At 40.6% G+C, this 23,316-nt stretch carries 21 protein-coding genes; all 21 read left to right on the forward strand.

Annotation, left to right across the window (positions count from 1 at the left end; genetic code table 11):
* Positions 1–9: 9 nt before the first annotated feature.
* The 21 genes from rnpM to AC1DSK_RS03435 all read left to right on the forward strand — a co-directional run bounded on the left by rnpM (position 10) and on the right by AC1DSK_RS03435 (position 23,316).
* Positions 10–288: an RNase P modulator RnpM gene (gene rnpM, locus AC1DSK_RS03335; protein WP_477546517.1), complete on the forward strand. Its 279-nt coding sequence runs from the start codon at positions 10–12 to the stop codon at positions 286–288.
* Positions 285–605, forward strand: coding sequence for a YlxQ family RNA-binding protein (locus tag AC1DSK_RS03340; protein ID WP_016427599.1), 321 nt, complete (start codon positions 285–287; stop codon positions 603–605). Before rnpM ends, AC1DSK_RS03340 begins: the two co-directional genes overlap by 4 nt.
* 4 nt (positions 606–609) lie before the next feature.
* Positions 610–3,123, forward strand: a complete 2,514-nt coding sequence (infB, locus tag AC1DSK_RS03345) for a translation initiation factor IF-2 (protein ID WP_477546516.1) — start codon at positions 610–612, stop codon at positions 3,121–3,123.
* Positions 3,120–3,398, forward strand: a complete 279-nt coding sequence (locus AC1DSK_RS03350; protein ID WP_016427597.1) for a DUF503 domain-containing protein — start codon at positions 3,120–3,122, stop codon at positions 3,396–3,398. Before infB ends, AC1DSK_RS03350 begins: the two co-directional genes overlap by 4 nt.
* A gap of 22 nt (positions 3,399–3,420) precedes the next feature.
* A complete protein-coding gene (gene rbfA, locus AC1DSK_RS03355) occupies positions 3,421–3,777 on the forward strand; it encodes a 30S ribosome-binding factor RbfA (RefSeq protein WP_269924776.1) in 357 nt (118 codons plus the stop codon).
* Between the two features lie 66 nt (positions 3,778–3,843).
* Entirely contained in the window at positions 3,844–4,770 is a 927-nt protein-coding gene (gene truB, locus AC1DSK_RS03360; protein ID WP_477546515.1) for a tRNA pseudouridine(55) synthase TruB, read from the forward strand.
* Entirely contained in the window at positions 4,767–5,717 is a 951-nt protein-coding gene (gene ribF / locus AC1DSK_RS03365) for a riboflavin biosynthesis protein RibF (protein WP_477546514.1), read from the forward strand. Before truB ends, ribF begins: the two co-directional genes overlap by 4 nt.
* 134 nt (positions 5,718–5,851) lie before the next feature.
* Positions 5,852–6,121, forward strand: coding sequence for a 30S ribosomal protein S15 (rpsO, locus tag AC1DSK_RS03370; protein WP_016427593.1), 270 nt, complete (start codon positions 5,852–5,854; stop codon positions 6,119–6,121).
* 186 nt (positions 6,122–6,307) lie between these two features.
* Positions 6,308–8,425 carry a polyribonucleotide nucleotidyltransferase gene (pnp, locus tag AC1DSK_RS03375; protein WP_342541805.1) on the forward strand — a complete coding sequence of 706 codons (2,118 nt, stop codon included), beginning with the start codon at positions 6,308–6,310 and terminating at the stop codon, positions 8,423–8,425.
* Positions 8,426–8,603: 178 nt separating this feature from the next.
* The gene (locus AC1DSK_RS03380) at positions 8,604–9,830 is read left to right on the forward strand and encodes a M16 family metallopeptidase (RefSeq protein ID WP_477546513.1); all 1,227 of its coding nucleotides are present in this window, start codon (positions 8,604–8,606) and stop codon (positions 9,828–9,830) included.
* A gap of 764 nt (positions 9,831–10,594) precedes the next feature.
* Complete coding sequence (locus tag AC1DSK_RS03385) at positions 10,595–10,864, forward strand: YlmC/YmxH family sporulation protein (RefSeq protein ID WP_016427589.1); 270 nt, start codon at positions 10,595–10,597, stop codon at positions 10,862–10,864.
* Complete coding sequence (locus tag AC1DSK_RS03390; RefSeq protein ID WP_477546512.1) at positions 10,861–11,661, forward strand: hypothetical protein; 801 nt, start codon at positions 10,861–10,863, stop codon at positions 11,659–11,661. Before AC1DSK_RS03385 ends, AC1DSK_RS03390 begins: the two co-directional genes overlap by 4 nt.
* A gap of 11 nt (positions 11,662–11,672) precedes the next feature.
* A complete protein-coding gene (locus AC1DSK_RS03395) occupies positions 11,673–12,266 on the forward strand; it encodes a dipicolinate synthase subunit B (protein ID WP_016427587.1) in 594 nt (197 codons plus the stop codon).
* Positions 12,267–12,344: 78 nt separating this feature from the next.
* Positions 12,345–13,385 (forward strand): aspartate-semialdehyde dehydrogenase, encoded by a 1,041-nt coding sequence (locus tag AC1DSK_RS03400; protein ID WP_477546511.1) that lies wholly within the window; start codon positions 12,345–12,347, stop codon positions 13,383–13,385.
* A gap of 14 nt (positions 13,386–13,399) precedes the next feature.
* Positions 13,400–14,293 (forward strand): 4-hydroxy-tetrahydrodipicolinate synthase, encoded by an 894-nt coding sequence (dapA, locus tag AC1DSK_RS03405; protein WP_477546510.1) that lies wholly within the window; start codon positions 13,400–13,402, stop codon positions 14,291–14,293.
* A 111-nt stretch (positions 14,294–14,404) separates the two neighbouring features.
* Positions 14,405–16,072, forward strand: coding sequence for a ribonuclease J (locus tag AC1DSK_RS03410; RefSeq protein WP_016427584.1), 1,668 nt, complete (start codon positions 14,405–14,407; stop codon positions 16,070–16,072).
* Positions 16,073–16,244: 172 nt separating this feature from the next.
* On the forward strand, positions 16,245–18,548 hold the full coding sequence (locus AC1DSK_RS03415) for an FtsK/SpoIIIE family DNA translocase (RefSeq protein ID WP_477546509.1): 2,304 nt from the start codon (positions 16,245–16,247) through the stop codon (positions 18,546–18,548).
* Positions 18,549–18,716: 168 nt separating this feature from the next.
* Positions 18,717–19,445 (forward strand): GntR family transcriptional regulator, encoded by a 729-nt coding sequence (locus AC1DSK_RS03420; RefSeq protein ID WP_477546508.1) that lies wholly within the window; start codon positions 18,717–18,719, stop codon positions 19,443–19,445.
* 51 nt (positions 19,446–19,496) lie between these two features.
* Positions 19,497–20,564, forward strand: a complete 1,068-nt coding sequence (locus AC1DSK_RS03425; protein ID WP_477546507.1) for a BMP family lipoprotein — start codon at positions 19,497–19,499, stop codon at positions 20,562–20,564.
* Positions 20,565–20,720: 156 nt separating this feature from the next.
* Complete coding sequence (locus AC1DSK_RS03430; RefSeq protein WP_016427580.1) at positions 20,721–22,277, forward strand: ABC transporter ATP-binding protein; 1,557 nt, start codon at positions 20,721–20,723, stop codon at positions 22,275–22,277.
* Positions 22,270–23,316, forward strand: a complete 1,047-nt coding sequence (locus AC1DSK_RS03435) for an ABC transporter permease (protein WP_477546506.1) — start codon at positions 22,270–22,272, stop codon at positions 23,314–23,316. Before AC1DSK_RS03430 ends, AC1DSK_RS03435 begins: the two co-directional genes overlap by 8 nt.

Here is a 23,316-nt window from a genome sequence, read left to right on the forward strand (position 1 = left end):
TGAATTTTGATGTCTAGTCAAAAGAAAATACCTTTACGAAAATGCGTGGCAACAGGCGAAATGTTTCCTAAAAAAGAAATGATTCGAGTTGTACGATCAAAAGAAGGCGAAGTTTCAGTCGATCTAACTGGCAAAAAGTCTGGTCGTGGAGCGTATGTCTCCAAAACCAAGCAGGCAGTAGAAATCGCTAAAAAACGCAAAGTGCTGGATAGTCAATTGGAAGCAAAAATACCAGAAAGCATTTTTGAAGAATTGTTAACTGTGATAGAAAGAGAGCAAATTACATGAATACACAGCAACGAATCTTACAATTGATTGGTCTGGCAGTGCGTGCAAGAATGTTGATATCTGGAGAAGAGCTTGTAGTCAAAGATATTCGTACTAACCGTGCGAAACTCGTTATCATCTCATCAGATGCATCAGACAATACAATGAAAAAAATTCAAGATAAATGCAACACATACAACGTTGAGTTACATGTTTTCGGTGATCGTTCTGATCTCGGACATGCTACAGGAAAAGAGGCCCGCGTGGTACTCGCAATTACTGACGACGGTTTTGCTAAAAAACTGTCCGGACTTCTCAACGAATTTAACCGGGGGTGACCAAATGACCAAATTACGCGTCCATGAATATGCAAAGCAAATAAATAAAACGAGTAAAGAAGTTATTGAGCAATTAAGTAAGTTGAACGTACAAGTGACGAATCATATGTCGACATTAGAAGGCGACGCAGTTTCGAAGTTGGACTCTGTCTACAAGAAACCGTCTGCTCCTGCTAACAAAACTGCACCACAAAGCAACAATCGTCCACAGGGTTCAGGTTCTCAAAACAGCCGTCCCCAAAGTTCTGGTTATCAAGGAAATCGCCCACAGGGTTCAGGTTCACAAGGTAGCCGTCCACAGGGTTCAGGTTCTCAAGGCAACCGTCCACAAAGTGACCGTCCTCAAGGCAATCGTCCACAAGGGTCTGGTTCACAAGGCAGCCGCCCACAAGGTAGTGGATATCAAGGAAATCGTCCACAAGGGGATCGTCCTGCAGGAAGTGGTTATCAAGGAAATAAACCAAGTACACCAGCTAAACCATCATCTGGTCAAAGCCGTGGAATGACGAATACACCTTCACGTGACAAGCAAAAACCTGCAGTAACTTCTACAGGGGATAGCCGTAAACAAGAACAAGGTACTCAATCAAAAGAAAAGAAAGTCTTTGGACAAAACCGTCCTGCAGGTTCAGGATTTGGTGGACGTCCAGGTGGCGGCGGAAATCACCGTCCAGGCACTGGTAATCGCGCTGGAAGAAACAAAGGGAAACAAAACCGTCAACCAGTTGCTCCTCCAGTACCAAGAAAAGAAAAAGAATTACCTGAAAAAATCACATTCTATGAATCATTGACAGTGGCTGAACTGGCAAAAAAATTAGGCAGAGAGCCATCTGAAATTATCAAAAAATTATTCTTGCTTGGCGTGATGGCAACAATCAACCAAGAATTAGATAAAGATGCAATTGAATTGATCTGTACCGATTATGGTGTTGAAGTAGAAGAAGAAATCCGCGTTGATATTTCGGATTTAGAAGGCTATTTCGAAGGTGAAGCAGAAGAACAAGGCGTTCAAAAAGAACGTCCACCAGTTGTAACAATTATGGGTCACGTTGACCATGGTAAAACAACACTTCTAGATTCTATCCGTAATACAAAAGTTACAGCTGGCGAAGCTGGCGGGATTACACAACATATTGGTGCATACCAAGTTGTTGAAAACGGCAAGAAAATCACTTTCCTGGATACTCCTGGTCACGCGGCTTTCACAACAATGCGTGCTCGTGGTGCCAAAGTAACCGATATTACCATTTTAGTAGTTGCAGCAGATGACGGTGTAATGCCTCAAACGATTGAAGCAATCAATCATGCCAAGGCGGCTGAAGTGCCAATTATCGTTGCTGTGAATAAAATGGATAAACCATCTGCTAATCCTGAACGTGTAATGCAAGAATTGACTGAACATGGTTTAGTATCTGAAGAATGGGGCGGCGATACAATTTTCGCACCAATCTCAGCACTAAAAGGTGAGGGAATTGACAACTTACTTGAAATGGTTTTATTAGTTTCAGAAGTTGCAGAACTAAAAGCGGATTCTAAACGTCGTGCAATTGGAACAGTAATTGAAGCTCAACTTGATAAAGGTCGCGGTTCAGTTGCTACACTTCTAGTGCAAGATGGAACGCTTAAAGTTGGAGACCCAATCGTAGTCGGTCATACTTTCGGTCGCGTACGTGCAATGGTCAATGATTTAGGTCGTCGTGTGAAAGAAGCAGGTCCAAGTACACCTGTTGAAATTACAGGATTGAATGATGTGCCTCAAGCTGGTGACCGTTTTGTAGTATTCGAAGACGAGAAAACAGCACGTCAAGTAGGGGAATCACGTGCATCCACTGCGCTTCAAGCTCAACGCTCTGAAAAAACACGTGTGACGCTTGATAACTTATTTGACCAAATGAAACAAGGTGAAATGAAAGAATTAAATCTGATTGTGAAAGCAGACGTACAAGGATCTGTTGAAGCAATGGCCGCATCTTTGATGAAGCTTGACGTTGAAGGCGTTAACGTTCGCATCATCCATACTGGTGCTGGTGCAATTACTGAATCAGATATTTCACTTGCTGCAGCTTCCAATGCAATTGTTATTGGTTTCAACGTACGACCTGATACCAATGCAAAACGTGCAGCTGAGGCTGAAGGCGTAGACATTCGTCTGCACCGTGTAATTTATAAAGTAATTGAGGAAATTGAAGCAGCAATGACTGGCTTACTTGATCCTGAATTCCAAGAAAAAATTATCGGTCAGGCTGAAGTTCGTGAAACGTTCAAAGTTACGAAAATCGGTACGATTGCCGGAAGTTATGTAACAGAAGGAAAAATCAGCCGAGATAGTGGCGTTCGTGTCATTCGTGACAGCATCGTTGTATTTGAAGGTGAGTTAGAGTCACTAAAACGCTTCAAAGATGATGTAAAAGAAGTCGCTCGTGGGTATGAATGTGGGATCACTGTGAAAAACTACAATGATGTTAAAGAAGGCGACATTATTGAAGCATTCGTAATGGAAGAAATTAAACGCAAATGATTGCCTACGCGGAATGCGAGTTCATCATTCCGACGTCGCACTCGTTAAAAGAGAAGCGCGCTGTTCTACAGCGCATGCTTACTCGAACGAAGCAAAAGTTTAACGTATCTATTTCTGAAGTAGATCATCAAGATAAATGGCAAAGAACGCGTATTGCGATTGTTTGTGTAGCTTCATCAATTGATGCAAGCGACCGTGAGTTGACCCACGCCATACATTACTTGGAGTCAAATCCAGAATGGGAACGAACGGAAACCATCCGTGAACATTTATAGATAGAACAGAGGTGAAGCCATCATGGCGAATCGCTCAAATCGAGTAGCAGAACAAATGAAGAAAGAATTAGGCGAAATTATTGCTCGTAGACTTAAAGATCCCCGCATTGGGTTTGTTACTGTAACTGACGTAGAAGTTACTGGTGATTTACAACAAGCGACGGTCTATATTACTGTTCTAGGTGACGATAGAAAACGTCAAGAAACATTAAAAGGTTTAGCTAAAGCTAAAGGATTTATCCGTACTGAAATTGGCCAACGAATTCGATTACGTAAGACACCTGAACTTATGTTTGAATTTGACGAGTCATCTGCTTACGGAAACAAAATTGACACTTTACTTAGACAGATTAATGATACAACTGAAGAAACTGAGTAACAAAAAGAAGTCTGCTTTTTATAAGCAGGCTTTTTCTAAATTACATAATTAAAGGAGTGGGAACGAATGCAAAACGGCATTCTTCCGCTATGGAAAGAACAAGGGATGACGTCACACGATTGCGTCTTTAAGTTACGAAAAATTTTAAAAATGAAACGCATCGGTCATACAGGAACTCTCGATCCAAGTGTGGAAGGAGTCCTGCCCATTTGTTTAGGGGAATCAACCAAAGTAGCGGAGTATCTTACAAATGCAGGGAAAATATACGAAGCAGAAGTGACAATTGGTACGTCAACCACCACAGAGGACGCAGACGGTGAAGTGGTAGAGGCGGATGAATCCAGCAAGCATTTCTCACGACAGCAAATCCTTGATTCTTTACTTTCCTTGACTGGTACGATTGAGCAAACGCCACCGATGTACTCGGCAGTAAAAGTGAATGGAAAAAAACTATATGAATATGCTAGAGCCGGTCAATCCGTTGAACGACCTAGCAGACAAGTAAAGATTTATGAATTATCTCTGCTTAGTGAAGAGGATGTTTTTTCTGGAGAACTTGTTACCTTCAATATTCGTGTATCATGCAGCAAAGGTACGTATATACGAACGCTGGCTGTACAAATTGGTGAAAAACTAGGCTATCCAGCACATATGTCAAAACTAGTTCGCACGGCTTCTGGTACATTCACCGCTGAAGATTGTCTAACGCTGAATCAAGTACAGGAACTGGTCGAAAACAACATATTGACTGAGAAATTGTATGACTTGGATTATGCACTTCAAGATATGCCGAAATTTGAAGTACCACCGTTTTTGATGAAATCGGTTCAGAATGGTCAGGTATTGGATGCCATTGATGCACTGAAGAATCATGACCGTATTGTCTTTACCGTGGAGGAAAAGGCTGTTGCTGTTTATGTCAACCATCCGACCAAAGAAGGCAAGATGAAACCAGAAAAAATGTTTAATCGATTCGGAGGAGATACAGAATGAACATTGTGCACTTATCATATCCACATCATCTCAATGATTCAGTAATAACTGGTCCTTTTTCATTAGCGATTGGCTTTTTTGATGGCGTTCATTTAGGTCACCGAGAAGTGATTGGACATGCTCAGAAAATCGCAACTGAACGGGGACTTAAATTAGCGGTCATGACGTTCGACCCGCATCCTTCCATTGTTCTAGGTAAGCGTAATGAGAAAGTATTTTATATAACGCCCTTGGATCAAAAAATGGAATTGCTTGAATCCATGGGGGTCGATACAGCATTCGTTGTTCGGTTCACTTCAGATTTCGCTCAGCTGACTCCAGAAAAATTCGTTCAAACGTTCATTCGTCAATTGCATGTAAAACACGTCACCGCAGGTTTTGATTTCACATTCGGTGCATTCGGAAAAGGTGATATGAATGTGATGACTCAATTGGCGAATGATGATTTTGACGTTTCGGTTGTGGAGAAAAAATCGGATGAACAGGAAAAAATCAGTTCCACACGAATTCGCCAAGCCTTGACCGAGGGAGATATGGAAAAAGTCCATGAATTACTCGGTAGACCATTCCAAATTCCGGGTGTCGTCGTTCATGGGGATAAACGAGGTCGTACAATCGGTTTTCCAACAGCGAATATACAGGCAAAAGAAGGGTCGTACATTCCAGCAACGGGTGTTTACGCCGTACGCATGTTCATTCAAGACGAATGGGTGGATGGCGTTTGTAATGTAGGATATAAACCGACTTTTAAAAACCCGGATGAAAAAAAATTAACGATTGAAGTCCATTTGTTTAATTTTGATAAGAACATCTATGGAGAAGAAGTATCCTTGGATTGGTATCATCATATCCGGGATGAACGCAAATTTGATGGTATTGACTCCTTGAAACAACAAATTGAAAAGGATAAACAAACGGCCATTTCGTTTTTTCAAGAGTTGAAGTAACAGTTGCATATCCATCTAAACTGTGCTACTATTTTTAAGTGCATAGAGATATGCTTAACCGTTGCTTGGCAAGGCGATTCACCAACGCTTGCTCGGTAATTGGGGATATTATGAGAGTATTGGAGGTGAACCGGATGGCAATTACACAAGAACGTAAAAATGAACTTATCGCTGAGTATCGTACTCATGAAAGCGACACTGGTTCTGCAGACATTCAAATCGCTGTGTTAACAGAAGAGATTAATAACTTGAACGAGCATTTACGTACACACAAGAAAGATCACCACTCACGTCGTGGCCTATTCAAAATGGTAGGACGTCGTCGTAACTTGTTAAAATACTTACGTGAAAACGAAGTATCACGTTACCGTGACTTGATCGCTAAACTTGGTTTACGTCGATAAGATGCATTTTAGTGAAAGCGGGATTCGTCCCGCTTTTTCTTTATGTTCAAAAAGATTTCTTTGTATAGAACCAACTCTCAATGACAATTTTATAATTTATCGCATGATAAACGCTTTTTTGATACACTACTAATGATACATACAACTAAATTTAATAGGATTTTTAGTGCGAGAGGAGTTCATTCAATGACAGAAAAACAAATTTTTAATTTCGAATGGGCAGGTCGTCCATTGCAAGTAGAAGTAGGCAAATATGCAAAACAAGCTAACGGTGCTGTTATGGTTCGTTACGGAGATTCTACAGTTCTTTCAACAGCTACTGCTTCAAAACATCCGAAGCCATTAGATTTCTTCCCTCTTACATGTAACTATGAAGAGCGTCTTTACGCAGCAGGGAAAATTCCAGGTGGTTTCATTAAACGTGAAGGACGCCCATCAGAAAACGCAGTATTGACGAGTCGCCTAATTGACCGTCCAATCCGTCCGTTATTCCCTGATGGATTCCGTAATGAAGTTCAAGTTATTTCAATCGTTATGTCTAAAGATCAAGATTGCACGACTGAAATGGCTGCGATGTTAGGTTCTTCTTTAGCATTATCTGTTTCTGATATTCCTTTCGATGGCCCGATTGCAGGCGTACAAGTAGGATTGATTGAGGGTCAATTTATCATTAACCCTAATCAAGCACAATTGGCAGTTAGTACAATTGATTTAATTGTTGCTGGTACAAAAGAGGCAATCAACATGGTTGAGGCAGGGGCACTTGAAGTTCCTGAGGAAGTAATGTTGGAAGCGATTATGTTCGGCCATGAAGAAATCAAAAAATTAATCGCATTCCAAGAAGAAGTAGTCGCGGTTATGGGTAAAGAGAAAACGGACATCAAACTTTACGAGCTTGATGCTGAACTTTCTGCCGAAATTAGTGAAATGTGCGAAACAAAATTAAACAGTGCCATTCAAGTGTATGAAAAACATGCTCGCGAATTAGCAATCACTGAAGTTAAAGAAGAAGTTGTAGCGATCTACGTTGAACGTGAAGCTGATGAAGCAACACTAAAACAAGTTCGCCAAATTTTAGATAAAATGGTGAAAGAAGAAGTTCGCCGTTTAATTACAGAAGATAAAGTTCGTCCCGATGGCCGTAAATTAGATGAGATCCGTCCATTATCATCTGAGACAGGGATTTTGCCTCGTACTCATGGTTCTGGATTGTTTACTCGTGGGCAAACGCAAGCACTTAGTATTGCTACTTTAGGTGCATTAGGCGATGTTCAAATCATCGATGGTTTGGGAATCGAAGAATCGAAACGTTTCATGCATCATTATAATTTCCCTCAATTCAGTGTTGGGGAAACAGGACCTATCCGTGGACCAGGTCGTCGCGAAATCGGTCATGGTGCTTTAGGTGAGCGTGCACTTGTTGCTGTTATTCCTGATGAAAAAGATTTCCCATACACAATTCGTTTAGTTTCTGAAGTATTGGAATCAAACGGTTCTACTTCTCAAGCAAGTATTTGTGCATCAACTCTTGCCATGATGGATGCGGGTGTTCCAATTAAAGCACCAGTTGCAGGTATTGCTATGGGTCTTATCAAGCGCGGTGAGCATTATTCTGTTCTTTCGGATATTCAAGGAATGGAAGATCACTTAGGTGATATGGACTTCAAAGTAGCCGGTACTGCTAAAGGTGTTACGGCACTACAAATGGATATTAAAATTGATGGCTTGTCTCGCAGCATTTTAGAAGAGGCATTGACACAAGCAAAAATCGGCCGTATGCATATTTTAGATAGTATGATGGCAACAATCTCTGAACCACGCACGAATTTGTCTCAATATGCTCCGAAAATTATCATGATAAAAATCAATCCTGATAAGATCCGTGACGTTATTGGACCGGGTGGTAAGCAAATCAACAAAATCATCGATGAAACTGGCGTGAAAATCGATACAGAGCAAGATGGTACGATTTACATTTCTTCTATTGACCAGGAAATGAATGCACGTGCAAAAGAAATCATTGAAAATATCGTGCGCGAAGCAGCTGTTGGTGAATACTATATGGCTAAAGTGAAACGTATTGAAAAATTCGGTGCATTCCTAGAAATCTTCCCTGGTAAAGATGGACTACTTCATATTTCTGAAATCCAGGAAGAACGTACGAAAGCAGTTGAAGATGTTTTAAAACTTGGCGATGAAATGTTCGTCAAAGTTATTGAAATTGATAACCAAGGTCGCGTGAACTTGTCGCGTAAAATTGTCGTAAAAGAAGAAAAAGAAGCGGCAGAAAAAGAGCAAGCATAATATAAGAAAAGCGAGAAACGTCACGTAATCCTGACAGACGTTTGGAGCTTAGATATAGCTAAACTTGAAAAAAGAAAACAACTGAAAAAAAGTTTATTCTTTCTTAATAGTAAACAAAGAAAAAAGGTTGCCAATCAGTGAATGGCAACCTTTTTTCTAAAGTTTGGGGGCTTTTAGTGTGTTACAAAAAAGAACAAGTCAAAACGGTGTGCGTGTTGTCTATGAACACATCCCACATGTCCGATCAGTTGCTGTCGGAGTATGGGTTGATGTTGGATCTAGACATGAAAAACCTGAAGAAAATGGCTTAACTCATTTTATCGAACATATGCTTTTTAAAGGAACTGCTACTCGGTCTGCTCGTCAGATTGCTGAAGAGTTCGATCGTATTGGTGGTCATGTCAATGCATTTACATCAAAAGAACAAACCTGCTATTATGCAAAAGTATTAGACCATCATGCGAAGCATGCCATTTCGGTATTGGCAGATATGTTTTTCCATTCTCAGTTTGATGAACAGGAATTAGAGAAAGAACGCCAAGTGGTATTGGAAGAAATACTGATGGTAGAAGATACACCTGATGATGATGTCCATGAACAATTATGGAATGTGATGTATCCGAACCAGACGCTAGGTGCATCGATTTTGGGTACTAAAGAATCACTCGAAACGTTCAACAAAGATTCCATCCATCAATTTATGGATCATCATTATCGACCTGAACATATTGTGATTTCTATCGCGGGGAATATTCCGGATGGCTTGATCGATTACACTGATTCCTTATTCGGTCAATTCAGATCAAGTACTGCAATGTCTGCTCGTCCATCGTTTGACACACCAGTTTTCCAACCGGGTGAATCACGTAAATCACGCGAAACGGAACAAGGGCATATATGTCTTGGCTATCCTGGACTAAGCGTGAAAGATAAGCATATTTATGATCTTGTTGTATTGAATAATATTCTGGGTGGAAATATGTCTTCCCGTCTGTTCCAAGAAGTCCGTGAAGAAAAAGCGTTGGCCTACTCCATCTATTCGTATCATTCTTCATATGAAGATGCAGGATCCGTTGCTATTTATGGAGGCACTTCCAGCAATCAATTGCAGAAACTCCAGGAAACCATTTATGAAACCATTCAAAAAGTGGTGGATGAAGGGGTTACCGATACAGAAGTGAACAATGCAAAAGAGCAATTAAAAGGAAATTTAATGCTCGGTTTAGAGAGCACGAACGCTCGAATGAATCGCAATGGGAAAAATGAATTAATTTTCAATGAACATAAAACGTATGATGAAGTATTGCAGTCGATTGATGAAGTGCATATCCATCAAGTACAGAAACTCGTAACGGATATTTTCACCATTCAACCAGCCATCTCAATCATTACGCCAAAAGACTAATCCTTTGTAATTGTCTCAGACTGTAGACTAACTCTTATTTTTGAGTTTGTTTGCAGTCTTTTTAATTTGATTTAGATATGAAATATGTAGGGAATTTGCTAAAACCCGTGCTCCTACATTGCTGCACTGCTTTGTAGGAAAGATTAAAGTAGCGCTGGGTCCACAGGATGTGGATCACTAAGGCGTTCCGACACGATGTCGGGAATTTAGCCTTCGTACTTATTCTTGATGTCTAGCTCCATGCGCCAGCTCGCACCTCCGCTTGGGCCCACAGGATGTGGGTCATGAAGGCGGAGCGACACGATGTCGCGCTTTCGCCTGCCCTCCTAAAAATCATTCGGAAACAGGTTTCCGATTCGTTTCTTCCACCGCCGGATTCGAGCTAAAGTAGCGCTTGGGTCCACAGGATGTGGATCATGAAGGCGTTCCGACACGATGTCGGGAATTTAGCCTTCGTACTTATTCTTGATGTCTAGTTCCGAAGGCCAGACCGCACCTAAGCTTCAGGTCCTCTTTCGAAAGCAAGCTTTCAAATCGGCCCTTACTGCGCCGGCGTCGGTCTAAATCGGCCTTCTTCACATTTCGTGATGTCTAGCTCCAAGCGCCAACTCGCACCTCCGCTTCAGAACCTCATTCGGAAACAGGTTTCCGATTCGATTCTTCCACCGTCGGAGTCGAGCTAAAGTAGCGCTTTCTGCTTTTCTTGTGAACATGTGGTCTTTTTTTGCATATATTTAAGGAGATGAACATGGAGGAGGAGTCATATGTTGCTATCAGAATTGGCGGTAAAAGAATTAATCCAAGTTGAGGACGGCAAACGATTTGGATTGCTTGCTGATACTGAATTACTATTTGAGCCAACGAGTGGAAAAATCATTGGATTTCTCGTATTAAAAGAACAAGGCAATCGGCCCTTTAAATCAAAATCAACCAGTCAAAATGTCTACATTGCTTGGGAAGATATCGTCCTTATCGGTGAACATCGGATACTCTTCACTAAGACGTCTCATCTACATGCGGATCAATCCATATGACGAACCGAAAGTGGTGTGTCATAGGTACGGATCCTCGCATGGAAAAGCTTGCTACTTTGTTGAAAAACATTGACGAGCAAGTATTATATATCCCATCCAAAGCATGGAGTTATCAAGTGGAACGGGATTTGTTGTCTTTTCAACCAGAAATCATGGTCTTACCTATTCAGCCACTTGAAATTGTAACCGATACGATTGGAATGGAATTTTTTCAAAACGTAAAAAAATGTTTCATCGGAAAATTATCTCCAGAGTGGACACGCTTTTTTGAAGCAAGTGAACTGAATACCGTAGCCTACCTTGAAGATGAACAATTTATTTGGTTGAATGCAAAGTTAACGGCAGAAGGATTTATTGCTGCCTATTATCTAGAAGAACATGAAACCGTTGCAGGCAAACAATTTATGATATCCGGTTTCGGGCGAGTAGCAAAATTGCTGGCGACACAGCTTAAACGGATGGATGCATATCCACTGATAGTCGTACGCTCACCAGTCCAATTGGCTGAAGCTCAGGCGATGGGCTACGAAGTGAAAAAATTAGAAAAAGGAATTTCGTGTGAACAGTCAATATTCATCAACACAATTCCTGCAAAATGGTTAACAGAAGATTATCAATCGTTACTAAAAACCAGCAAACGGTTTTATGATATTGCATCTGCTCCTGGCTGCTTAGAGTTGGAGGGCGATTATTCTAAATGCTATCGACTCTGTACTTCTTTGCCAGGGCAATTTTTGAAAGAAGATGCATCAAAAATATTGTTTAAATGTTTGACAGAATCAGCTAAAGATATCTAAGGAGGAACGGTGTGCTAACAGGTAAACGAATTGGTTTCGGTATAACAGCATCACATTGTACGTATGAAGAAGTAGTTCCGAAAATCACTATTTTGAGAGAACAGGGTGCAGTGGTTGTACCAGTCGTTTCACATTCCGTGCTAGTAGCTGCCACTCGCTTTGGCACAGGGGATGAATGGGTAAGAAAAATAGAGGATGCTGCTGGGGCAAAAGTAATTTCCACAATTGCCGATGCAGAACCACTCGGACCAAAAGCGCCACTTGATTGCATGGTCATTGCACCAATAACGGGCAATTCAATCAGTCGCTTAGCTAATGCAATAACGGATTCACCTGTTTTGATGGCTGCCAAAGCAACCATGCGAATCGGTCGACCTGTCGTCCTTGGCATTTCAACTAATGATGCACTTGGATTAAATGGCGTAAACGTCATGAGATTAATAAATGCCAAACATATTTACTTCATTCCATTCGGTCAGGATGATCCATATAAAAAACCGAACTCCCTCATCTCCGATTTCAATCAGATTCTACCAACGATTGTCAAAGCTCTAGAACATCAACAACTTCAACCCTTACTTATCCAACACGGGCAATCGGATTAATTTTCATGCACAATCACGCAAGTTTATGATACAATACCGTCATTATGACCAATTAGTTGGCTAGAGGGAGTGAGTGTCATGGCTAAAAGTTACACAGTAGCTGTTGTCGGTGCAACCGGTGCAGTTGGAGAGAAAATGATGGAACAACTCGAAAAACGAAATTTTCCAATTCAACATATAAAGTTCCTGGCTTCAAAACGTTCAGCCGGAAAAAACATTGAATTCAAAGGAAAATCTTATACGATTGAAGAAGCGACACCTGAGGCATTTGAGGGTGTTGATATTGCATTATTCAGCGCAGGAGGTTCAGTTTCGAAAGTCCTTGCGCCAGAAGCGGCTAAACGTGGGGCAGTCGTTATCGACAACACAAGTGCATTCCGAATGGAAAAAGATATTCCACTCGTGGTGCCTGAAGTAAATCGTCAAGATCTTAAATTGCACAATGGCATCATAGCCAACCCAAACTGTTCGACGATTCAAATGGTTTGTGCATTGCAACCAATTAAAGAAGCGTTTGGTTTAAATAATGTGATCGTCTCCACGTATCAAGCTGTTTCAGGTGCTGGAGCTGTTGCGATTAATGAGCTCGAAGCCCAAAGTGCTACATTTGGGGAAACTAAAAATGCAGTGGCTCAAGTATTACCAGTTAAAAGTGCTGAGACACATTATCCAATCGCGTTCAATGCTATTCCTCAAATAGATACATTTGATGATAATGGCTTTACGCTGGAAGAAATGAAAATGATTAATGAAACGAAGAAAATCATGCATGCTCCGGAATTATCGGTTGCAGCTACATGTGTACGATTGCCGGTTGTATCTGGCCACTCTGAGTCTGTTTTTATTGAAGTCGATAAAGAGGGCGTAAGCGTTGCTGAAATAAGGTCCATTTTAGAAGCGGCAAAGGGGATTGAAGTACTTGATAATCCTGCGAATCAACAATACCCTATGCCTTTGTTTGCAGAAGGTCAAGATGCAGTTTTCGTTGGTCGCATACGAAAAGATCTGTCAAATGACAAAGGGTTCCACATGTGGATTGTTGCAGATAATTTATTAAAAGGTGCAGCATTGAACTCAATCCAAATAGCTGAAGCAATGATTGAAGACGGAATTATTTAAAAGGGGAGATTCTAATGAATATCGGTCGCGTATCTACTGCGATGGTCACACCATTCTTACCAGATGGCTCCATACATTTTGAAATGGTCGCAAAACTTATCGAACATTTAATCGCAACTGGCACAGACTCGATTGTGGTCTGTGGAACAACGGGAGAATCTCCTACATTAACGAATCAAGAAAAAGCAGACTTAATCCGTTTTACTGTAGAGTCAGTTAACAAACGAATCCCAGTCTATGCAGGTACCGGTAGCAATAGCACGAGAGCTTCAATCGAACTGACCAAACTCGCTGAAGACGCTGGAGTGGATGGCATTATGCTCGTTACTCCGTATTACAATAAGCCGGATCAACGAGGGATGTATGAGCATTTTAAAACGATCGCGAATGAAACGAAATTGCCTGTACTACTTTATAATATACCGGGTCGTTCAGTAGTTAATATGTTGCCAGAGACTGTTCTGGCATTAAGTAAGATTTCAAACATCAAAGCAATCAAAGAGGCTGGCGGGAATTTGGAGCAAATGTCTGATATTATTTCAGAATGCCAGGCAGATTTCGCAGTTTATAGTGGGGATGATGGATTAACATTGCCATTGCTTTCAATCGGAGGTGCAGGTGTAGTGTCTGTAGCTTCTCATATTGTAGGCGAAGATATGCAAAAGTTAATTCGTGCTTTTGAAGAAGGCAGACACACTGATGCAGCGGAAATACACCATGCGATGTTACCACTCATTCGTGCACTCTTTGCAAAACCGAATCCCGTGCCAGTGAAATATGCATTATCTAAACTGGGTTTAGATGTTGGATCAGTTCGACTTCCGCTTGTTGATATGACGAGCGATGAGAAGCAAGATTTCGATCAAGCTTGGGCGAAATATGAAGCAAAAAGAAAAAGTTTTAAATAAATTTTGAAAGGTCAGTGTTCAACTGACCTTTTTTTGTTTGTACTGTTGTCATACGTCCCGTATAATGATTACTAGTGGGTATTGATCGGGTAATTTTTAGGAGGAAAGCAAGTGACTAAAACAATAAATGAAACCATCCGTATTATCCCCCTCGGTGGAGTTGGGGAAATCGGAAAAGCAATGTACGTAGTAGAAATAGATGAAGAAATCTTTGTCGTAGACAGTGGACTCATGTTCCCTGAAGACGAAATGCTTGGAATTGATATTGTCATTCCGGACGTAACATACTTAGAAGAAAATAAAGCGCGCGTAAAAGGAATCTTTTTAACACACGGACATGAAGATGCAATCGGCTCAATTTCGTATTTGTTGAACAAGATTCATGCACCAGTCTACGGTTCTCGTTTGACGATTGCCTTAGCAAAAGAGCATCTGAAAGAATTGCCGGCTGCACAGCCTGTAAAATTCTTTGAAGTGACTAACAAAAGTCGCATGAACTTCAAATCGACTCATGTTACATTTTTCCATACAACACATAGTATTCCCGATTCTTTAGGGATTGTCTTTCATACATCTGAGGGCGCGATTGTGCATACGGGAGAATTTAAATTCGACCAATCTGCTAAAGGGAGCTACCGTCCAGACATCGCTAAAATGGCTGGTCTTGGTGAAGAAGGGGTATTTATTTTAATGTCTGATTCTACTGAAGCGGAGCGACCTGGGTACACAACACCTGAATCGGTGATTGAAGAACAACTTTCGGAAACTTTCCACGGTGCAAAAGGCCGTATTCTAGTTTCCTTGTATTCTTCTAACTTCATTCGTATCCAACAAGTGTTTGACACAGCAATTGAGTCAAAACGCAAAGTAGCGGTTGTAGGTAAAACATTGGAAAACGTCTTTGATGTTGGTAAACGTCTCGAATACTTGAAAATTGATGAAGAAACATTAATTTCAATCAAAGAAATCGGCAATTATGCAGATGATGAAGTAGTTATTATCGTTTCGGGTAACCAAGGGGAACCTCTTGAAGCGCTTGAAAAAATGGTTAGAAAACATCATAAAGATGTGAAAATCAAAGATACAGACACAGTGTTAATTACATTCACTCCGTCACCAGGTATGGAAGTTGCGATGTTTAAAACAATGAATCACTTAGCAAAAACTGGCGCAAAAGTTTTAACTGCCAGTAAAAAAGTGCATGTTTCCGGACATGGCAGTCAAGAAGATTTAAAAATGATGCTGAACTTGATGAAACCTAAATTCTTTATCCCGATTCAAGGTGAATACCGCATGCTGATGGCTCACTCAAAACTTGCCCAGGCTACTGGTTTGGCCAAGTCACAAATCTTTATTGCAGATAAAGGGGATATTGTCGAATATAAAGCTGGTAAAATGCGAATGAGCGGACGCGTTCAGGCAGGTAACGTGTTAATCGATGGTATTGGCATAGGAGACGTTGGGAACATTGTTCTACGTGACCGAAAACTTCTGTCACAAGACGGTATCTTTATCGTAGTCGTTACCTTAAACCGCGCACAAAAGAAAATTGCATCTGGTCCAGAAATCTTATCCCGTGGATTTGTCTACGTGCGTGAGTCTGAACAGCTTATGGATGAATCTGCTGAGTTAGTGAAGAAAATCGTTGAGAAATATGTCAGCAAAGAAACGTTCGAATGGACAAACATAAAACAAGAAATACGTGATACCTTAAATTCGTACTTATACCAAAAAACGAAAAGACGTCCGATGATCATCCCGATTATTATGGAATATTAAGGTGAAAAAACGGAAGGATTTCCTCGCTATTTGTAGCGGCAGGAAATCCTTTTTCTTTCACATAAAGATGAAAGCACTTAAGACGACCGAGCTTTGAACAGTGGAGTAGTCTTCATATGTATATCGCTTTAAATGCTTTTCACTAATTAACTAACCAAAGAAGGTGATCGAAGTGACAAGAAGAAAGAAAAAGGTTGTTAAAAAGAAAAAGCCCACTTCTATACATCCACTCATGTATGAAATTGCTGGCTTACTGATAATCGGACTCGGCATCATTACTTTTTTTGAATTAGGAGCTGTTGGCTTCATTTTTTCGTCAATCGCCAGGTTTTTCTTTGGAAATTGGCATTTTGCAGTTCCATTATTATGTATTGTCATTGCACTCATGATGATGATTAACCGAGCCGTACCTGGAATGAATAATCGAATTGTTTTAGGACTATTCAGTATCTTAGGTAGCTTGACACTTTTCAGCCACTTAGCATTATTTGAACAATTGTATCAAGGTGGCGCACTTATAAGCGATTCTGTTCTTCGTGAAACATGGCGAATATTGATTGAAAGCGAAGGAATTGTTAACCGTGACCAATCGTTGGGCGGGGGGATATTGGGGGCATTTCTTTTTGCCACATTCCATGTCCTGTTTGATTCTGGTGGGGCGACTATTGCCGCATGGCTGCTAGTCATGATTGGCTTTATTCTGCTGTCTGGTAAAGCACTCGTTCCTTATTTAGCCAGCAAGGCACCGATTTGGAAAAAGAATTGGTCGGCCATGATGACACAAAAGAGAAAAACAAAAGCTGCTGCTCCAAAAGTGCAACGAAGAAGTGACAAACGGAAAAAATCCGAGAGTACACCTCCAGTTGCACAAGATCTAGAAGTCGCTACAACCCTCAGAGAACCTGAACCCGTTCATACTTCGCCAATTATATCTGCCTTTTCCGAACGTGCAGAGAAAGTTGTTGAAATAAAGCCGGAGCCAGAAATAGAGCAAAATGAAGAATTAAATGAAAAAGTATTCGATTCCGTATCTGAAGCAGTGATGGAAAATAAAGATTACCAACTTCCTGCTGCTTCTCTTTTGAATGCACCACCACATAGTGACCAAAGCGGTGAATATACAATCATTCAAGCCAATGCAAAAAAACTGGAGCAGACGTTTAACAGCTTTGGTGTCAAAGCTCGTGTGACGCAAGTGCATTTAGGTCCTGCAGTTACAAAATATGAAGTTTTGCCTGACACTGGTGTGAAAGTAAGTAAGATTGTCAGTCTCAGTGATGACCTGGCATTAGCTCTTGCAGCTCGGGATATCCGAATTGAGGCCCCGATTCCTGGGAAATCCGCAATCGGAATAGAAGTACCGAATCAGGAAGTAGCCATCGTAAGTTTACGTGAAGTGCTGGAAGCAAAAGAAAACAATAAACCAGATGCGAAATTGATGATCGGACTTGGACGTGATATTACCGGACAAGCTGTTCTTGCGGAATTAAATAAAATGCCTCATCTACTTGTTGCCGGTTCGACCGGAAGCGGGAAAAGTGTATGTATTAACGGCATTATTGTTAGTATCATTATGCGTGCGAAACCTCACGAAGTGAAAATGATGATGATTGACCCGAAAATGGTCGAGTTGAATGTTTATAACGGAATCCCTCATTTGTTGGCACCTGTCGTAACAGATCCTCGAAAAGCATCTCAGGCACTTAAAAAAGTGGTGTCAGAAATGGAACGTCGATATGATTTATTTTCTCATACAGGTACACGCAATATAGAAGGATATAACGATCACATTCGTAAGTGGAATGAAGAGAACGATGAAAAACATCCCCAGTTACCTTATATTGTTGTCATTGTAGACGAATTGGCAGATTTGATGATGGTCGCGTCCAATGACGTGGAAGATTCAATTACAAGACTTGCACAAATGGCTCGGGCGGCTGGGATACATTTAATTATTGCGACGCAACGTCCAAGTGTGGATGTTATTACAGGGGTAATTAAAGCGAATATCCCTTCACGAATTGCGTTTGCTGTTTCTTCTTCCATTGATTCCCGTACGATTTTGGATATGGGGGGAGCAGAGAAACTACTGGGCCGTGGAGATATGTTATTTTTAGCAGCCGGTGCATCGAAACCAGTCCGCGTACAGGGCGCTTTCTTATCGGACCAGGAAGTAGAAAAAGTAGTTGATTTTGCAATTGCTCAGCAAAAAGCACAATATCAAGAAGAAATGATTCCAACCGAAATTGAAGAAGTATCAGTGGATGAGCAGACGGATGATTTATATGATGAAGCTGTGCAACTCGTTACGGATATGCAAACAGCATCGGTTTCTTTATTGCAACGAAGATTCCGAGTCGGCTATTCAAGAGCGGCACGAATTATCGATCAGATGGAAATGCGCGGAGTGATTGGGCCTTATGAAGGTAGCAAGCCAAGACAAGTTCTCCAATCCAAGCAAGATGACATAACATAAGATCTTTTTATATGACAAAAGCATTACAAAAAAATTAAGTTTTTTACGAAACTTTTCGTTAATACCCAAAAATCTATTTATTTACACAAATAAAAGTGGTATAGTATGTCTGATTAGTAGGAAAGTTTTACATCAGATGTCTGATCTCTGCTGTTGGTGGTGAAATGTATGTCAATAAAAACAGATCATCGTCATTTGTATCTTCAAGTGATCGATCGTATTAAAGACGATATAGCAAACGGTGTATTCAAAGAGAAGGAAAAATTGCCTTCAGAATTTGAACTCGCCAAATCACTTGGAATCAGTCGTGCGACACTTCGTGAAGCACTTAGACTGTTGGAAGAAGAAAATGTTATCGTAAGACGTCATGGTGTAGGTACATTTGTTAATTCGAAACCAGTTTTCACTTCTGGTATCGAACATTTAACAAGTATCTCCTCTATGATACGGAAAGCAGGCATGGAACCAGGTACTATTTATTTGAGTTCTATGGAAGCGCTTCCGTCTGAAGATGATATAAAACGCTTTCATTGCGAAATAGACGAATCAGTCATTACAATTGAACGTGTAAGGACAGCAAATGGTGAACCAGTTGTGTATTGTGTGGACAAAGTTCCCGCAAAGTATTTGCCTTCTGATTTTTTAAGTAGGCAAGAAGGATCGATTTTCACAGCAATTGAAGAATCCGGGGAAATCCGGGTAACTTATGCTGTTACTTTTATCGACCCAACAGGCTACCACGAAGTGGCATCTCCGATTTTAGAGTGTGAACCTGAAACGGCGTTACTAGTTCTGAAGCAATTACATTATAATGACAAAGATCAAGTAGTATTATATTCAAAAAACTATTTTAGAGCTGACAAATTCAGTTTCCATGTAGTCCGTAAAAGGGTGTAAAACATCAAACTTCCTGCTAATAAGAAAAAACATTTTTTGGGGGGTCTCAAATTGACAAAGCGTAAATTTGGTTTAGCTTTATCGATGGTATTAGCTGCTAGCACAATTCTAGGAGCATGTGGTACTGACAAAGATAAGAATGAAGGTAACGGTTCTGCTGGAGAAAAAGAAGCAATTGATTTCTCAGTAGCAATGGTAACTGACGTTGGTGGAGTAGACGATAAATCATTCAACCAATCAGCTTGGGAAGGTTTACAAGCATTTGGTGCAGACAATGGTCTTGAAAAAGGCGACGGTGGAATCGATTATTTACAATCACAATCGGACGCTGACTACAACACAAACTTAAATCTCTTAGTACGTCGTAACTTTGATTTAGTATTCGGAATTGGTTTCTTAATGGAGAAATCAGTAAATGAAATCGCAACTCAAAAACCTGATAATAATCTTGCTATTATTGATGCAGTAGTAGATCAACCAAATGTTGCTTCAGTATTATTCAAAGAGCAAGAAGGTTCTTACCTTGCAGGTGTTGCTGCAGCATTAATGACTAAATCGAAAAAAATCGGTTTCGTTGGTGGTATGGATATCCCTGTAATCGAACGTTTTGAAGCTGGATTCCTTGAAGGCGTAAAAGCTGTCGATCCAAGCATCAAAGTTGATGTTCAGTACACAGGTGCGTTTGACAAAGCTGAACTTGGTAAAACAACTGCTAACCGTATGTACTCTTCAGGCGTAGATATTATTTTCCACGCTGCAGGTGGTACTGGTAACGGTGTATTCGCAGAAGCTAAAGAATTGAAAACTAAAGATCCAGATGCTTACGTGTGGGTAATTGGTGTTGACTCTGACCAATATGACGAAGGTGCTGTTGGCGACGATAACATAACATTAACTTCAATGTTAAAACGCGTTGACGTAGCTGTACAAAACATTTCTAAATTGGCTGCAGAAGATAAATTCCCAGGTGGCGAAACAACAGTTTACGGTTTAGCTGAAGATGGAGTTGGCTTAGCGGATTCTCGTGGAGCAATTCCAGATGATGTTTTAGCTCAAATCGATGAGTATGCTAAGAAAATCGCTGATGGCGAAGTAACAGTTCCTGAAACTGTAGAGTAATTTAACACTTGAATAAGTCATCATAAAGACCGGATTTCCGGTCTTTATGATGTTTTTATTGCTCTTTATAAATTAATAGATGAAAGGTTTTATAGATAAAGCCTTTCCTGTGTTAATTTAATTTTCATTTAAAAAGTGCCTAAGGGAGTGAATATATTGGAACACGTTATTGAAATGCTGAATATCCGAAAAGAGTTCGGAAATTTTGTTGCAAATGACAACATTACCCTTCAACTTAAACAAGGCGAAATTCATGCCCTTCTCGGTGAGAATGGTGCAGGGAAATCGACGTTGATGAACGTACTCTTCGGCCTTTACCAGCCAGAGGGCGGAGAAATCCGTGTTCGTGGTCAAGAAGTTAAGATTACGGATCCAAATGTTGCGAATAACCTCGGAATCGGGATGGTTCACCAACATTTCATGTTAGTTGAAGATTTTTCTGTTACAGAAAACATCATTTTAGGTAGTGAGCCAACTAAGTTTGGTATGATTTCTGTGAAAACTGCTGCCAAAAAAGTACAAGAGCTGTCTGAACTTTATGGATTAGACGTCGACCCGTATGCAAAAATTGAAGACATTTCTGTTGGTATGCAACAACGTGTTGAGATTTTGAAAACATTGTATCGTGGCGCTGAAATATTAATTTTTGATGAACCGACTGCATCCCTGACTCCACAAGAAATTACGGAATTAATTCAGATTATGCGTCGCTTAATCGAAGAAGGAAAATCTATTATCTTAATTACTCATAAATTAAAAGAGATTATGGATGTTTCGGACCGTGTGACGGTTATTCGAAAAGGGCAAGGCATCGGTACAGTGGTGACTGCTGAGACAAACCCAAATGAACTTGCTTCCCTGATGGTTGGACGCCAAGTGGAATTTAAAACAGTCAAAGGTCCTGCTAACCCTACGACAGATGTTCTGGACGTGAAAGATTTAGTGGTTACTGATTACCGTGGGATTGAAAAAGTAAGAGGCCTTAACTTAAATGTTCGTAAAGGTGAAATTGTCGGAATTGCCGGTATTGACGGAAATGGTCAATCGGAATTGATTGAAGCAATCACTGGTTTACGTAAAGTGAAAAGCGGACAAGTTTTCATGAATGGTCAAGATATTACAGGTAAACGACCACGCAAGATTACGGAATCTGGTGTTGGTCATATTCCTCAAGATCGTCATAAACATGGTCTTGTCCTTGATTTCCCAATTGGTCATAACATTGCTTTGCAAACGTATTATACAAGCCCAAATTCAAAAAATGGCTTTATGAATTATTCGACCATTTCGAAAAAAGCGAATGAAATCATTCAAAAATACGATGTGCGTACTCAGGGAGATCATGAACCTGCACGTGCATTATCAGGTGGTAATCAACAAAAAGCCATCATCGGCCGTGAAATTGATAGGGATCCGGATTTACTGATTGCCGCTCTGCCTACCCGCGGATTGGACGTCGGTGCGATTGAATTTATTCATCAGCGTTTAATCGAACAACGCGATAAAGGAAAAGCTGTCTTGTTAATTTCATTTGAATTAGATGAAGTCATGAACGTATCTGATCGTATTGCGGTCATATATGATGGGCAAATCGTGGATACATTGGATCCTCTTCAAACAAACGAACAAGAACTTGGATTGTTAATGGCGGGTCAATCGAAAAAAGGCGCTATGACAAATCAAGTGAAAGAGGAGGGCAGCTCCCATGTCTAATCGTTTAGTTAATATTCTTGTTCCTGTCATTTCCGTTATTCTGGGATTACTTGTAGGGGCAATTGTTATGTTAGTTAGTGGATACGATCCAGTCGCTGGCTATGCAGCATTATGGAACGGAATTTTTGGTGATGTTTATACGATGGGTGAAACCGTCCGACAAATTACACCATACATTCTTGCTGGTTTAGCGGTTGCATTTGCATTCCGTACAGGACTATTTAACATTGGTGTTGAAGGACAATTAATCGTTGGCTGGTTTGCAGCGGCGTATGTAGGAGTTGCCTTTGATTTACCAAAATACATTCACTTGCCACTTGCGTTAATTGCTGCAGCTGGAGCGGGAGCATTATGGGGCTTCATTCCTGGACTTCTTAAAGCTCGCTTTAAAGTCCATGAAGTAATTGTCACAATCATGATGAACTATATAGCTCTTCACACAACAAACGCATTAGTGAAAACGTTTTCTAATGGAGGAGACAATACGGGTGCAATTCACCCAACGGCGTCACTTCGTTCAGAATTCCTTGAAAACATGACAGATTACTCACGTCTTCATTACGGAATTCTAATTGCACTAGCCATGGTTTTAGTAATGTGGTTAATTTTAGAGAAAACAACTCGCGGATTTGAATTGAAAGCAGTTGGTTTAAACCAAAATGCTTCAGAATATGCGGGAATGAACGTCAATAAAAATATCATTCTAGCAATGGTCATTTCTGGTGCCTTTGCTGGTCTAGGTGGAGCGATGGAAGCATTAGGTACGTTTGAATATGCTTCTGTTAAAGGCGGCTTTACAGGTATTGGTTTTGATGGTATTGCGGTTGCACTACTTGGTGCTAATACGCCACTTGGCGTTATTTTCGGGGCAGCATTATTTGGTTCATTAAAATATGGAGCTTTAAATATGCCAAATGAAGCGGGTATTCCTACCGAAATCGTATCTATTGTTATTGCGATTATCATTTTCTTCGTAGCTTCAGGCTACATCATTCGATTATTTGTTGAACGCTTCAGCAAGAAAAAGGAGGCGAAGTAA

It is taken from the genome of Paenisporosarcina sp. P4_B8 (assembly GCF_056402175.1).